This is a genomic window from Bordetella genomosp. 5, from assembly GCF_002261315.1.
GTDB lineage: Bacteria > Pseudomonadota > Gammaproteobacteria > Burkholderiales > Burkholderiaceae_B > Bordetella.
The window spans coordinates 112,869-127,511 of record NZ_NEVP01000006.1; the positions used below are offsets into that span (position 1 = coordinate 112,869).

Annotated in this window: 12 protein-coding genes; 8 read left to right on the plus strand and 4 right to left on the minus strand. The window is 68.2% G+C overall.

The genetic code is table 11. The annotated features are described in order from the left end of the window. Positions 1–534 precede the first annotated feature (534 nt). The 7 genes from kdpF (at position 535) to CAL25_RS09350 (ending at position 9,828) form a co-directional block, all read left to right on the plus strand. Entirely contained in the window at positions 535–624 is a 90-nt protein-coding gene (kdpF, locus tag CAL25_RS09320) for a K(+)-transporting ATPase subunit F (protein WP_094799693.1), read from the plus strand. Next, complete coding sequence (gene kdpA, locus CAL25_RS09325) at positions 624–2,426, plus strand: potassium-transporting ATPase subunit KdpA (RefSeq protein WP_094799694.1); 1,803 nt, start codon at positions 624–626, stop codon at positions 2,424–2,426. Before kdpF ends, kdpA begins: the two co-directional genes overlap by 1 nt. 16 nt (positions 2,427–2,442) lie before the next feature. Then, complete coding sequence (kdpB, locus tag CAL25_RS09330) at positions 2,443–4,572, plus strand: potassium-transporting ATPase subunit KdpB (protein ID WP_094799695.1); 2,130 nt, start codon at positions 2,443–2,445, stop codon at positions 4,570–4,572. Between the two features lie 29 nt (positions 4,573–4,601). After that, a complete protein-coding gene (gene kdpC / locus CAL25_RS09335; RefSeq protein WP_094799696.1) occupies positions 4,602–5,213 on the plus strand; it encodes a potassium-transporting ATPase subunit KdpC in 612 nt (203 codons plus the stop codon). A gap of 139 nt (positions 5,214–5,352) precedes the next feature. Beyond that, positions 5,353–8,244 carry a sensor histidine kinase gene (locus CAL25_RS09340; RefSeq protein WP_094799697.1) on the plus strand — a complete coding sequence of 964 codons (2,892 nt, stop codon included), beginning with the start codon at positions 5,353–5,355 and terminating at the stop codon, positions 8,242–8,244. Continuing rightward, complete coding sequence (gene kdpE, locus CAL25_RS09345) at positions 8,225–8,929, plus strand: two-component system response regulator KdpE (protein WP_432759235.1); 705 nt, start codon at positions 8,225–8,227, stop codon at positions 8,927–8,929. Before CAL25_RS09340 ends, kdpE begins: the two co-directional genes overlap by 20 nt. 131 nt (positions 8,930–9,060) lie before the next feature. Continuing rightward, positions 9,061–9,828 (plus strand): TorF family putative porin, encoded by a 768-nt coding sequence (locus CAL25_RS09350; RefSeq protein WP_094799699.1) that lies wholly within the window; start codon positions 9,061–9,063, stop codon positions 9,826–9,828. Between the two features lie 141 nt (positions 9,829–9,969). On the opposite strand, the gene CAL25_RS09355 is transcribed toward CAL25_RS09350, so the two are convergent. Beyond that, positions 9,970–11,511: a methyl-accepting chemotaxis protein gene (locus CAL25_RS09355; RefSeq protein WP_094799700.1), complete on the minus strand. Its 1,542-nt coding sequence runs from the start codon at positions 11,509–11,511 to the stop codon at positions 9,970–9,972. A gap of 232 nt (positions 11,512–11,743) precedes the next feature. Beyond that, positions 11,744–13,000 (minus strand): NADP-dependent isocitrate dehydrogenase, encoded by a 1,257-nt coding sequence (gene icd / locus CAL25_RS09360; RefSeq protein ID WP_094799701.1) that lies wholly within the window; start codon positions 12,998–13,000, stop codon positions 11,744–11,746. 252 nt (positions 13,001–13,252) lie between these two features. Between icd and CAL25_RS09365 the strand changes: the two genes are divergently transcribed. Then, positions 13,253–13,678 (plus strand): DUF1841 family protein, encoded by a 426-nt coding sequence (locus tag CAL25_RS09365; RefSeq protein ID WP_094799702.1) that lies wholly within the window; start codon positions 13,253–13,255, stop codon positions 13,676–13,678. Between the two features lie 95 nt (positions 13,679–13,773). Here CAL25_RS09365 and CAL25_RS09370 read toward each other — a convergent pair whose 3' ends face one another. Together CAL25_RS09370 and CAL25_RS09375 are read right to left on the minus strand one after the other, a co-directional pair. Next, positions 13,774–14,130: a c-type cytochrome gene (locus CAL25_RS09370; RefSeq protein WP_094799703.1), complete on the minus strand. Its 357-nt coding sequence runs from the start codon at positions 14,128–14,130 to the stop codon at positions 13,774–13,776. A 15-nt stretch (positions 14,131–14,145) separates the two neighbouring features. Beyond that, complete coding sequence (locus CAL25_RS09375; RefSeq protein WP_249279007.1) at positions 14,146–14,499, minus strand: c-type cytochrome; 354 nt, start codon at positions 14,497–14,499, stop codon at positions 14,146–14,148. Between the last annotated feature and the right edge of the window lie 144 nt (positions 14,500–14,643).

The following is a 14,643-nucleotide window of genomic DNA, read 5'->3' on the forward strand; positions in this document are numbered from 1 at the left end:
TCTCCTCACCTGCATGGGAAGAGATTCTGCACCAACTACGGGCCTGTCACACTAGGGGAATGCCCTAAGACGGCGCATTTATTTACTTATTGCCTGCACTGATATGGTGCATTTCATGGCAAATCGCTGAAATCGTCCGTGATTTACGCCTTAAAACACGGCTCCCGCCCCATTTATCGGGACAACCGGCCCGAAATCGCGCGGCCGACTCGCCCAGTCCTGTCCGCCGGCTGGCGCACCAAAATGGGGCAAAACCTCCCCTAGCCCCCGCCCTTAACCCGCAGGCTGCGCGCCCCGCGCAGGCGGCGTCTTTATACGGCGTTTATATCCGGCACGCCAAGGTTTATCCCGTTTTTACGCCCCGTTTTCTAAGCTGCGCGGCATCGGGTCGAGCCTGTGCGGCCGACCCCGTGTTGGGGCTCGGCCCCGGAGAAAACGCATGGATATTTTTTATATCGCCCTTCTTGCCCTGCTTGCCGGTCTGACCTGGGGCCTGATCCGTTTCTGCGACGCCCTGCGCGAGGGAGCCCGGCCATGAACCTGCTCTACCTCCTGAGCGGCATCGTGGCGGCGCTGCTCTTCGTCTACTTGCTGGTCGCCCTCTTCAAACCGGAGAAATTCTGATGGACAACGGATTCCTGGGATTGCTGGGGCTCTATCTGGCCGTCCTGCTGTGCCTGGCGCCCTTTCTCGGGCGCTATATCCACCGTGCGATCGAGGACGGCGCCTACCGGGGCACCGCGTGGGGCCGCCCGCTCGAACGCCTGCTCTATCGCGTCGCCGGCATCGACCCGGCGGCCGGAATGGGCTGGCGGCGCTATGCCAGCGCCGTGGTGCTGTTCAACGTGCTGGGCCTGATCGCGGTGTACGGGCTGCAGCGGCTGCAGGGCGGGCTGGGGCTGAACCCGGCGGGCCTGGACGCCGTGGCGCCGGACTCCGCTTTCAACACGGCCATCAGCTTCGTCTCCAACACCAACTGGCAGGGCTATGCCGGCGAAGCCACGATGAGCTATCTGACGCAGATGCTGGCGCTCACCGTCCAGAACTTCCTGTCGGCCGCGACGGGCATCGCCGTGCTGTTCGCGCTCATCCGCGGCCTCGCGCGGCACAACAGCGCCACGCTGGGCAATTTCTGGACCGATATGGTGCGGGGCACGCTGTATGTGCTGATGCCGCTCGCGCTGGTGCTCACGCTCGCGCTGGTAAGCCAGGGCGTGATTCAGAACCTGTCGCCCTATGCCGAGGTGCAGACGCTGCAGACGCTGCAGGCGCAGCAGTACGACGCGCCGCGTCTCGACGAACGAGGCCAGCCTCTGCTCGACGCGGCCGGCAAGCCGCTGACCGAGTCGGTCACCACGCAGCGGCAAACGATCGCGATGGGACCGGTGGCATCGCAAGAAGCGATCAAGCTGCTCGGCACCAACGGCGGCGGCTTCTTCAACGCCAACTCGTCCCATCCGTACGAGAACCCCACCGCGCTCAGCAACTTTCTCGAAATGCTGGCGATCTTTCTGATCCCGGCCGCGCTGTGCTTCAGCTTCGGCGAGATGGTCGGCAATCGCAGACAGGGCATCGCGGTACTGGCGGCCATGACCCTGCTGTTCGTCGCGTTCGCGCTGCTCACCCAGTATGCGGAGCAGCGCGATACGCAGGCGCTGGCCGCCAGCGCGCAGCAGGTACCGCTGGCGCTGGCGGGCAATCTCGAGGGCAAGGAGGTTCGCTTCGGTCTTGCCGCCACCACCTTGTTCGCCACGATCACCACCGCCGCGTCGTGCGGCGCCGTGAACGGCATGCACGACTCGTTCTCCGCGCTCGGCGGCCTGCCGCCCATGCTGCTGATGCAGTTGGGCGAGGTGGTGTTCGGCGGCGTGGGCTCGGGCCTGTACGGCATGCTGGCCTTCGCCGTGCTAGCGGTGTTTCTGGCGGGCCTGATGATCGGCCGCACGCCCGAGTATCTCGGCAAGAAGATCGAGGCATACGACATGAAGATGGTGGCCATCGTGATCCTGGCGACGCCGCTGCTCGTGCTGCTGGGCACCGCGCTGGCGGTGAGCCTGGGCGCAGGCCAGGCCGGCGTGCTCAATCCCGGCACGCACGGCTTCTCGGAAATCCTCTACGCCTTCTCTTCCGCCGCCAACAACAACGGCAGCGCATTCGCCGGCCTCTCGGCCAACACGCCGTTCTACAACGCGGCGCTGGGTCTGGCGATGTGGTTCGGCCGTTTCGCCGTGATCGTGGCCATCCTCGGCCTGGCGGGTTCGCTCGGCGCGAAGCCGCGTCTGCCCGACGGGCCCGGCACCATGCCCACCGCCGGGCCGCTCTTCGTCGTGCTGCTGATCGGCGCCGTGCTGCTGGTGGGCGCCCTGACCTACGTACCCGCGCTGGCGCTCGGCCCCGTGGCCGAACACCTGCAGGCGCACCTGTGATCGCAGGATGGATGTGATGAACAAGACAACCCTACCCCTGGCCGCCGGCGTGGATACCGGCGCCCGCCTCTCCGCTGCCGCCGGCCCGCGCTCAGCCACGCTGCTGCGCTCCGCCCTGATCGAGTGCGTGCGCAAACTGTCGCCGCGGGCACAGCTGCGCAACCCCGTGATGTTCGTCGTCTACGCGGGCAGCATCCTGACCACCGTGCTGTGGTTGATGGCCCTGGGCGGCGTCGCGGACGCGCCCGCCGGCTTCGTGCTCGCCATTGCGGCCTGGCTCTGGTTCACCGTGCTGTTCGCCAACTTCGCCGAAGCACTCGCCGAAGGCCGCGGCAAGCAACAGGCCGCCGCGCTGCGCGGCCTGCGCACCACCATCACGGCGCGCCTGCTCGCGGACTGGCGCGACGCCGACCTGGCCACCGTCACGCCGCAGGCCGCGCGCGAGCGTGCCGAGGCCCGGCCCGCCGGCGTATTGCGCAAGGGCGATGTGGTGCTGGTGCTGCCGGGCGACACCGTGCCGGGCGACGGCCAGGTGATCGCGGGCATCGCCTCGGTCGACGAGAGCGCCATCACCGGAGAATCCGCGCCCGTGATCCGCGAGTCCGGTGGCGACTTCTCCTCCGTGACGGGCGGCACGCGCGTGCTCTCCGACTGGATCGTGGTCCGCATCGCCGCCAATCCCGGCGAGAGCTTCCTCGACCGCATGATCTCCATGGTCGAAGGCGCGCGCCGTCAGAAAACGCCCAACGAACTCGCGCTCACGATCCTGCTGGTCGGCCTGACCGTCGTGTTCCTGCTGGTCACCGTGACGCTGCTGCCCTTCTCGCTTTATGCGGTTTCGCTGGGCAGCGGTGAGGTCGTGTCGGTCACCGTGCTGGTCGCCCTGCTGGTCTGCCTGATCCCGACCACGATCGGCGGTCTGCTGTCCGCGATCGGCGTGGCCGGCATGAGCCGCATGATGCAGGCCAACGTGATCGCCACCTCGGGCCGCGCGGTGGAGGCCGCGGGCGACGTGGACGTCCTGTTGCTCGACAAGACCGGCACGATCACCTTCGGCAACCGCCAGGCGGCGACGTTCCTGCCGGCCACCGGCGTGTCCGAAGCCGAGCTGGCGCGCGCCGCGCGTCTGGCGTCGCTCGCCGACGAAACGCCCGAAGGCCGCAGCATCGTGGCGCTCGCCGACCGGGTGCTCGGCGACACCGCGACGCTGGACGGCGGCAGCGTCAGCATCGGCTTCACGGCACAGACGCGCATGAGCGGCGTGGATCTCAGCCACGGCGTCCGGCTGCGCAAGGGAGCGCTGGACGCGGTGGCGGCCTGGGTGGGCGAATTGCCGGCCTCGGTCAAACGGGCGGGCGACGATGTGGCGCGACGCGGCAGCACCCCGCTCGCCGTGAGCGAAGGCACGCGCGCGCTGGGCATCGTCGAGCTCAAGGACATCGTCAAGCCCGAGATCCGGCCGCGCTTCGCCGAGCTGCGCCGCATGGGCATCAAGACCGTCATGATTACCGGCGACAACGCCCTCACCGCTGCCTCGATCGCCGCCGAGGCCGGTGTCGATGACTTCCTCGCGCAGGCCACGCCCGAGGCCAAGCTCAAGCTGATCCGCGCCTACCAGGCCGAAGGCCGGCTGGTCGCGATGACCGGAGACGGCACGAACGACGCCCCGGCGCTGGCGCAGGCCGACGTGGCCGTGGCGATGAACTCCGGCACCCAGGCCGCCAAAGAGGCCGGCAACATGGTCGACCTGGATTCCAACCCCACCAAGCTCATCGAGATCGTCGGAATCGGCAAGCAGATGCTGATGACGCGCGGCGCGCTGACGACGTTCAGCGTGGCCAACGACGTGGCGAAGTACTTCGCCATCATTCCGGCCGCGTTCGCCACGGTCTACCCGCAACTGAACCTGCTCAATGTGATGGGGCTGACCACGCCGGCGTCCGCCATCCTGTCGGCCGTCATCTTCAATGCGCTCATCATCGTGGCGTTGATCCCGCTGGCCCTGCGCGGCGTGCATTATCGCCCGCTCGGCGCGGCCGCGCTGCTGCGGCGCAATCTGCTGATCTATGGTCTGGGCGGACTGCTCGTGCCGTTCGCCGGCATCAAGCTGATCGATATGGTGCTGGCCGCCCTGGGCTGGGTCTGAGCCGACCCGACAACCGCAAGGAAACCGACATGAACCCCGTACTCCCCAACCCCTCTTCGCGCGGCGGCCTGCTGCGCCCTGCCCTGACGCTGTTCGTCGCCTTGTCCGTGCTGACCGGCCTGCTTTATCCGCTCGCCAGCACCGGACTGTCGGGATGGCTGTTCCCGGACCAGGCCAGCGGCTCGCTGATCGCGCGCGACGGCCAGCCCGTGGGCTCGCGCCTGATCGGCCAACACTTCTCTGACCCCGGCTATTTCTGGGGCCGGCCGTCGGCGACGGCACCCATGGCCTACAACGCCGCCGCCTCGGGCGGCTCGAACCTCGGCCCGACGAACCCCGCGCTGAGCGAGGCTGTCACGCAGCGCGCGCAGGCGTTGCGCGCGGCCGATCCGGACAACCGCGCCCCCGTTCCGGCGGACCTGGTCACGGCGTCGGGCAGCGGTCTGGATCCGCACATCAGCCCGGCGGCGGCCGCCTATCAGGTCGAACGGGTGGCCCGTGCACGCGGGCTTGCGCCTGAACGTGTGCGTGCGCTCGTGACCGAGCACACGCACACGCCCTGGCCCGCCGTGCTGGGCGAGCCGGCCGTGAACGTGCTGACGCTGAACCTCGCGCTGGATGCCGCGACGACCACGCGCTGAGGCACGCCCCCCCCCGTATGCCCCGCGCGTTGCCGCGGGCGTATAGTATCTGCCCAGTCCAGCCGTCCCTGCGGGGTCGTCTGGACCGTGGCTTTGCGGCGTGCCCTTGCGCGCCCGCCCACGCTTTCATCCGTGCCCCATGGCCGACACCCACCCCTTGCGCCCCGACCCGGACCACCTTCTGCAGCGGCTGAACCAGGCCGAGGCCCAGGCCCGCCAGGGCCGGCTGCGCATCTACTTCGGCGCCTCCGCCGGTGTGGGCAAGACCTACGCCATGCTGGCCGGCGCCCGCGCCCAGCAGGCGCAAGGCGTCGCCGTCGTGGCGGGCCTGATCGAGACCCATGGCCGCAAGGAAACCGCCGCGCTGCTGCAGGGTCTGGAGACGCTGCCCCGGGCCAGCCTCGCGTATCGCGGCCACACGCTCTCCGAATTCGATCTCGATGCCGCGCTGGCGCGCCGGCCCGCCCTGCTGCTGCTCGATGAGCTGGCGCATTCGAATGCGCCCGGCGCCCGGCATGCCAAGCGCTGGCAGGACGTGCAGGAGCTGCTGCGCGCCGGCATCGACGTCTGGACCACGCTCAACGTGCAGCATCTGGACAGCCTGAACGACGCGGTGGGCGGCATCACCGGCGTGCGGGTCTGGGAGACCGTGCCCGACGCCGTGTTCGATGCCGCGGACGAGGTGATCCTGGTCGATCTGTCGGCCGACGAATTGCTGCGCCGGCTCAAGGACGGAAAAGTCTATGTGCCCGAGCAGGCGCGCCACGCCACGCGCCACTTCTTTCGCAAGGGCAATCTGATCGCGCTGCGCGAGCTGGCCTTGCGGCGCACCGCCGAGCATGTCGACGACGACGTGCAGGAATACCGCCGCGACGCCGCCATCGAGCCCGTCTGGCGCACCCGCGAAGCGGTGGCCGCCTGCATCGGCGACGGCCCCGACGCGCAGCATGTCCTGCGCGCGGCCGCTCGCCTGGCGCAGCAGCTCGATTGCGATCTGCATGTCATCAGCGTGGAACCGTTGCGGGTGAGCGCGGTGACGCCGGCCGCGCGCGAGCGCCTGGCACGTGCCATGGCCCTCGCGGACGAGCTCGCCGTGCGCACCGAAATCCTCGCCGGCCCGGACATGGTCGATGCCGCCACGCGCTATCTGCGGCGTCACAACATCACCAAGGCCGTGCTGGGCCGTGGCAGAGGTGCCGGCCTGGCGCGGCTGGGCGGCTCGGCCGCGGCCTGGCTGGGCCGGATGCTCGCCCCGGGCTGGCTCTGGCATCGTCACAGCTTCGCCGACCGGCTGGCGGCCGCCTGTCCCGAGGTGGACGTGCTGCGCGTGGCCGCGCCGGCCGCGTCGGCCGTCGCGCCCGCGCAGGATTCGCGCACGCGCGACACCGCCGCGCAGACGGCTCCACGTAGCCTCATGCCTTACGTGTGGGCCTCGCTGTACTGCGCCGTCGCCACCGGCGTGTCCATGCTGGCGTTTCCGGCGCTGCATCAGACCAACATCGTGATGCTGTTTCTGCTCGCGGTCGTGGGCGTGGCGTTGCGTCATGGCCGCGGACCGGCCGCGCTGGCGTCGGTTGTCAGCGTGGGCCTTTTCGACTTCTTTTTCGTGCAGCCGTACAGCTCGTTCGCCGTGACCGATGTGCAGTATCTGCTGACCTTCGCCGTCCTGCTCGGCGTCGGCCTGCTGATCGGTCAGCTCACGGCCGGCCTGCGCGCCCAGGCCGAAACCTCCACGCGCCGCGAAGCCGACGCGCGGGGTCTTTATGAATTCGCGCGCGAGCTGTCGTCGGCCCTGCTGCCCGAACAGATTCTCCAGGCAGCCATCACCTTTCTGCACGCCGCCTTCGGCGCGCGCTGCGCGCTCTACGTGCTCAAGCTCGATGACCGGCTGCATCTGGCCGCCGCGCCGGACGCCGCGATGGGCACGCTCGAACCGGCGCTGGCGCAGTGGGTCTACGACCACGGCAAACCTGCCGGCGCGGGCACCGGCACGCTCTCCAACAGTCCGCTGCTGTATCTGCCGCTCGAGGGCCCGATGCGCGTGCGCGGGGTGCTCGTGCTGCAGGCGGCCGGCGAACCGCTGTATGCGCGGCCCGAGGCGCGCCGGCAGGCCGAGGCCTACGCCACGCTGATCGCGATCGCGCTCGAACGTCAGCACTACGTCGAGGTCGCGCAGCAGGCCCTCGTGAACGTCGAGTCCGAGAAGCTGCGCGGCTCGTTGCTCGCCGCCGTGTCGCACGACCTGCGCACGCCGCTCACCAGCCTGATGGGCATGGCCGAAGCGCTGTCGCGCGGCAGCGGCGATGCCGCCAGTCAGGCGCTCGCCATCCGCGATCAGGCGCGCCGCATGCACACCATGGTGGTCAATCTGCTCGACATGGCGCGTCTGCAGCACCACACCCCGATCCAGCGCGAATGGCAGTCGATCGAAGAGCTCGTCGGCGCGGCGCTGGCCGGCACCCGCGAAGCGCTTGCCGGCCACACCGTGCGGGTCGAACCGCTCTCCGCCCTGCCGTTGATCGAGTGCGATGCAGTCCTCATCGAGCGCGTGCTGTGCAACCTGCTCGAGAACGCCGCCAAATACACGCCCGCCGGCAGCGCCATTACCGTGTCTGCCGAGGCCCGCGAGGGCGAGCTGCGCGTGTGCGTGAGCGACGAGGGCCCCGGCGTGCCGGCGGGCAGCGAGGCGCGCATCTTCCAGAAGTTCACGCGCGGCGACAGCGAATCGGCCACGCCCGGCGTGGGCCTGGGACTCGCGGTGTGCGAGGCGATCATTGCCGCGCATCAGGGCCGCATCTGGGTCGAGCCGGGCGTGCCACGCGGCGCCGCAAATAATGACGAGGGTGCGGACGACGCTCGTATGCTCGGGCGCCGTGCACACGGGCGCCGTGCAGACGGGCGCCGTGCAGACGGGCGCCGTGCACACGGCGCCACCTTCATCTTCGCGTTGCCGCTGGGCCGCGCGCCCGCGATGCCCGACGAACCCCTGACCGGCGACGCCCCGGCCGCCGATGGAACCTATCGTGTTTGAGTATCAGCCCGCCATCCTGCTCATCGAAGATGACCCGCACATCCGTCGCTTCGTGCGCGACGCGCTCGAGGCCGAGGGTTGCGTGGTTCACGAAAGCGATACCGTGCGCCGCGGCCTGATCGAGGCCGGCACACGCCAGCCCGATGCGCTCGTGCTCGACCTGGGCCTGCCCGATGCCGACGGCATGACCCTGATCCGCGACCTGCGCGGCTGGACCGAAGTGCCCGTGCTGGTGCTGTCCGCGCGCACCGGCGAGGCCGACAAGATCGCCGCGCTCGATGCCGGTGCCGACGACTACCTCACCAAGCCGTTCGGCGTAGGCGAGTTGCTGGCGCGTCTGCGCGTGCTGCTGCGCCGGCATGCGCGCGGCGGCGCCGGCAGCGCCGCCGAGATTCAGTTCGGCGACGTCGTGGTGGACATGGCGCGGCGCCTGGTCACGCGCTCGGGCGACCCCGTGCATCTCACGCCCATGGAGTACCGCCTGCTCACCGCGCTGCTGTCGCGGCGCGGCAAGGTCATGACCCATCGCGAGCTGCTGCGCGAAGTGTGGGGGCCGTCGCACGTCGAGAGCAGTCATTACCTGCGCATTTACATGGGCCACCTGCGCCAGAAGCTCGAGGCCGACCCGGCCCAGCCCGTCTTCCTCGTGACCGAAGTCGGCGTGGGATATCGCTTCGCGGGCTGAACGAGTCCCGTCCGCCGGCGGGGTGAGACGACTTTTGCGTTGCCTTTACACGCACCCCCGCAGTCTTTACGCGGCCCTTATGCCGCTTCTCCTATCTTGGCGCTCCCCGGATCTCATTCTTCAGGAGCACCATGAACTCCCGCCATGCCCTCATCCCCGCCCTCGGTATCACGATGCTGATCGGAGCAGCCACCGGCGCCTTGCCCGCGGCTGCACAGGAGGCCGACCAGGCCGGCGCCGTGAGCGCAAACCTGACCGTCGCGAGCCAATACCGCTACCGCGGCCTCATGCAGACCAACAATAAGCCCGCGCTGCAGGGCGGCTTCGACTACGTCCATCCGAGCGGGCTCTATCTCGGCAACTGGAACTCCAGCATCAGCTGGCTGGGCGACGGGAACGACGCCGTGTCCGCACCGCTCGAGATGGACTTCTATGCCGGCTACAAGCGCACGCTCGGCGAACATCTCGACCTCGACCTGGGCGTGCTGCAGTACTACTACCCCGGTGACTATCCTTCCGACTACACGCGCCCGCACACCACCGAGGTCTACGCCGGCCTGGGCCATGGCCCTCTCATGTTCAAGGTGTCGCACAGCCTGACGAATCTGTTCGGCTTTGCCCACAGCCGCAACAGCCAGTACTACGACCTCAGCGGCAACTTCGACACGGGCGTGTGGGGTCTCACGCTCAATCTGCACGCTGGCTATCAGTACGTGCGCAACGTGGAAGACGCCTCGTACTGGGACTGGAAAGCGGGCGTGACCAAAACCTTCGGCACGGGCTGGACCGCCACGGTTTCCTACATCGACACAAACGCCGAGCCCCGGGTCTACACCAACTCCGACGGCCGCGACATGGGCCGGGGCGCCGTGCTGGCCACCCTGACGCGCACCTTCTGATCGCACGCGTTGGCGGAACTTTTACGAGATCCCCCGGCAGGATGCCTCTTTCCGCCAACGTCTCGTCCCGCGCGGCGCGCGGGACCGCCCCAGGACTCGCTGCGCGGCCGAGGCGCACCCCGCACGGCCTGCAGCGCAATCCTAGACTGCGCCCCGCAGCCTGAACGTCGACACCAGCCGCGCCAGGGTCTGGGCCTGATCCTGCAGCATGCCGGCCGACGCGGCGAACTCCTCGACGAGCGAGGCATTCTGCTGGGTCACGCCATCCAGGTGCGTGACGGCGCGGTTGATCTGCTCGATGCCCTGGCTCTGCTCCACGGACGCCGTCGCGATCTCGCTCATCAGCGGCGCGCTCGTGCCGGCGGAGTCGGACACGCGCGCCATGGTCTCGCTCGCTTCTCCCACGCGCGCGCTGCCGCTATCGATGGAGGCCGTGTTCGCCTCGATCAGTTGCGTGATCTCGCGCGCCGCGCTCGCCGAGCGTTGGGCCAGGGCCCGCACCTCGCCCGCCACCACGGCGAATCCCCGGCCTTCTTCCCCGGCGCGGGCCGCTTCGACCGCGGCGTTGAGCGCGAGAATATTGGTCTGGAACGCGATCGCGTCGATCAGCGTGGTGATCTCGCTGATGCGGCGCGATCCGGCCGCGATATCGCGCATCGCGTCGCGCGCCTGATCGGCCTGCGTGCCACCCTGGGATGCCAGTTGGGCCGCGTCATGCGCGAGCCGGCTCACCTCGGCCACCGAGTCCGCGCTCTCCTTCACGGTCGCGGCGATCTGCTCCACGCTCGCGGCGGTCTGTTCCAGCGCCGCCGCCTGCTTTTCGGTGCGGTCGGACAGGTCCATGCTGCCCGCCGCGATCTGCCGCGCGGCCGAGGCGATCGAACCCGTGGCCTGCACGATGCCGCTGACCGCGTCTTCGAGCCGGTGGCGCATGCGCTCCATCGCCTCGAACAGACGGCCGATTTCGCTGCGCTGCCCCACGGGGATCGACACCCCGAGATCGCCGCTCGCCACCCGCTCGCACACCTCGACCAGGGCATCGATCGGTGTGAGGATGCGCCGGTTGAAGAACCGCAGCGCACCGCAGGCCAGCAGCAGCAACAAGCCCCCCGCCACCAGACCCTGGCGCAGCAGCGTGGCGTAGAAGGCCTGATTCACGTCGTCGACATACAGCCCGGTGTAAAGCAGCCAGTTCCATTGCGGGTCGTACGTCGCATAACTCACCTTGGCCAGCGGCAGGTCGCTGCCCGGCCGCGGGAAACGGTAGCTCACGGCGCCACCGCCCGCCTTGCCGGCACGCAGCAGCGCCTCGAAGATCGGCACGCCGTCGGCGTCGGTCACCGAGCGCACCTCGCGACCGACGAGCGCGGCGTCGGGGTGCGCCTGCACCACGTAGCGATCGTCCATGACGCCGACGTAGCCATCCTCGCCGAAGCGCAGCGCCGCCAGCCGCCTGGCCGCGTCGGCGCGCGCCTGCGCGAGCGGCATGCCGGCCGCCACATCCGCGCGGGCCCGATCGATGGTGGATTGCGCCAGTTGCAGCGCGTGATGCAGCGCCGCCTCCCGCTCGTGGAGCAGATCCGCGCGCCGCATGACGGCATCCCAGCTTCCCAACGCCACCAGCAGCAACCCCGTTGCCGCCATGAACAACCACAACTGCGTACGCAGACTCGACAATCGCACAAGACACCTCTTTCGCAAGAAACCCGAAGCGCTGGCACGAAGGCTCGAGCCGCCAAACGCTTCCACAAACAACTTAATATTTCTTTTTGTATAGTCGTCAGCGTATCGGGATTCGCGGCACCGAGACGACCGTCTCGGCGCCGCACCTTGATCGAGATCAAGCAAAGCGCGAGATGCAAAAAAGCCGGCCCGAGGGCCGGCTTTTATAGGACGCCTACGCGTGGCGGCGAGGCTACATGTTGTCGATCATGACCTGACCGAAGCCGGAGCAGGACACCTGCTCGGCGCCCGGCAGCAGGCGCGCGAAGTCGTACGTCACCTTCTTGGACTGGATCGACTTTTCCATGCTGGCCACGATGCGGTCGGCCGCCTCGACCCAGCCCATGTGGCGCAGCATCATCTCGGCCGAAAGAATCTCGGACCCGGGATTGACGTAGTCCTTGCCCGCGTACTTCGGCGCCGAACCGTGCGTCGCCTCGAACATCGCCACCGAGTCGGAGATGTTGCCGCCCGGCGCGATGCCGATGCCACCCACCTGCGCCGACACGGCGTCGGAGATGTAGTCGCCGTTCAGGTTGAGCGTGGCGATCACGTCGTATTCGGCCGGCCGCAGCAGCACCTGCTGCAGGAAGGAATCGGCGATCGAATCCTTGACCACGATGTCGCGGCCGGTGCGCGGGTTTTTGATCTTGCACCACGGGCCGCCGTCGATCTGCTGGGCGCCGAACTCATTGCGCGCCAGCGCGTAGCCCCAATCACGGAAGCCCCCTTCGGTGAACTTCATGATGTTGCCCTTGTGCACCAGGGTGACCGAGGCGCGATCGTTGTCGATCGCGTACTGGATCGCCTTGCGCACCAGCCGCTCGGTGCCCTCGCGCGACACCGGCTTGATGCCGATGGCCGACGTCGCCGGGAAGCGGATCTTGTTCACGCCCAGGCGGTTCTGCAGAAAGTCGATGAGCTCGCGCGCCTCGGACGACTCGGCCGGATACTCGATGCCGGCGTAGATGTCTTCGGAGTTTTCGCGGAAGATGACCATGTCGGTCTTCTCGGGCTCGCGCACCGGCGACGGCACCCCCTTGAAATAGCGCACCGGACGCAGGCACACATACAGGTCGAGCTTCTGGCGCAGCGCCACGTTCAGCGAGCGCATGCCGCCGCCCACCGGCGTGGTCATGGGCCCCTTGATCGACACCACGTAGTCCTTCACGACATCGAGGGTCTCGTCGGGCAGCCAGACATCCGGGCCGTACACGCGCGTGGCCTTCTCGCCGCCGTAGACTTCCATCCAGTGGATCTTGCGCTTGCCCTCGTAGGCCTTCTCGACCGCCGCATCCACGACGCGGATCATCACGGGCGTGATGTCCGCGCCGGTCCCGTCACCCTCGATATAGGGAATCACCACCTGATCGGGCACGTTGAGCGTGTGATCGGCGTTGACCGTGATCTTCTGACCCTCGGGGGGCACCTTAATGTGTTGGTAGGACATGACTGCTCCGATGACTCCGGGTGGATTCTTGCGGCGCGCCGCGTCTCCGCCCGGGCCGATGCGGTCCGGACGGCCGCCCGCGATGCGGCCAGTGTTCTTGCGTCGTCCCCGCCGTGACCCGCGCGGACAGCCGCGCGGCGGCCAGTCGGGGCCGGATACGAGCCATTCTATCCCGCCGGCCCCAAGCCACGGCGGCCAGCGCCTGCGAGAGCGGTAAAATAGGGTTTTCCGCTGCACTCCTGGCGCTCTCGCATGTTCAACCCCTCGCGCGACCAAGTTCGCGAATTCTTCATCGAAACCTGGCGCAAGCATCGCGCCAACGAAGTCCTGACGCCGCTCGAATCGATGGCGCTGGACTGGATGATCGAGCACCCCGAATACCACGGCGACCTCGAAAGCCCGGAGGCCATGACCGCGGAATATTCCGTGGAGAACGGTCGCACCAATCCCTTTCTGCACATGTCGATGCACCTCGCCATCGCCGAGCAGCTGTCGATCGACCATCCGCGCGGGATCCGCGACGCCTACCAGCGCATGGTGAGCCGCAGCGATGCGCACCACGCCGCGCACGAGATCATGGAATGCCTGGGACAGGTGGTGTGGGAAGCTCAGCGACTGGGCACCCCGCTCGACAGCGACGTCTACATCGACCTCATCCGCCAGCGCGCCCTGCGCTGAGCCCGCGCCACGGGCGGGCCGACGGGCGGCGAACCGACGACCCGCGACCAGCGCCCTGCCCCTGCCTGATGCCGCTTGCGCCCCGCGCCGCGGCCTTAACGCCGCGTGCCCAGATCGCTGGGCAAGGTGGCCAGCCAGGCGGACACGTTGGCGATATCCTGATCCGACAGCTGCGCGGCAAACGCGCCCATGATGGGGTTCTTGCGCACGTTTGCCGTAGCCGCGCTGCCGCTCGCGCCGCGGCGGTAGGCCTTCAGCGCATGCGCCAGGTAATCGGCATGCTGACCCGCCAGAATGGGATAGGCGGGCTCGGTGGAGGTCTTGGCATCGGCGCCATGGCACGACACGCAGGTTTTCTCGAACAGCGCCTTGCCGGCCGAGATGTCCTGGGCCTGCGCAGCACCGGCCAGCAACAGGGAAGCCCCCGCAAGGGCAAGCATCGAACGATTCATGATTTGCCCCCGGGCTTATTTGAGATTGGCGTAGTACGCCGCCAGGTCGGCAATGTCCTGGTCGGACAGGCTGCCGGCGATGGCGTCCATCGTGGGATGGCTGCGACTACCCTTCTTGTATTCGTTGAGCGCGGCTTCCAGATACTTGGCGTTCTGGCCCGCGATCTTGGGCACGTGATACAGCTCGGGGAAAGAGGCCTTGTAGCCCGGAATGCCGTGGCACCCGATGCACATCGAGACCTTGTCCCTGGCGTTCTGCACGTTGCCGGCGGCGGCATCGGCGGCCAGGGCCTGGCCGCTGATCGAACAGGAAGCCAGGAGGTAAAACAGCACATACAGCTTGCACTTCATAGAGGTATGAAACTTCATTGGAGTGACTCTTGGTGGCTGAAACGACGCTGTGGAAGGCTCCGGGCCAGGCCGGGCCGCAAAACCCTGCGATTGTACGATAATTGTTTCAACGCCGACCCCGCTTTTATGCTGCACTGCGGGGGTGCTTACCCTCATGAACCG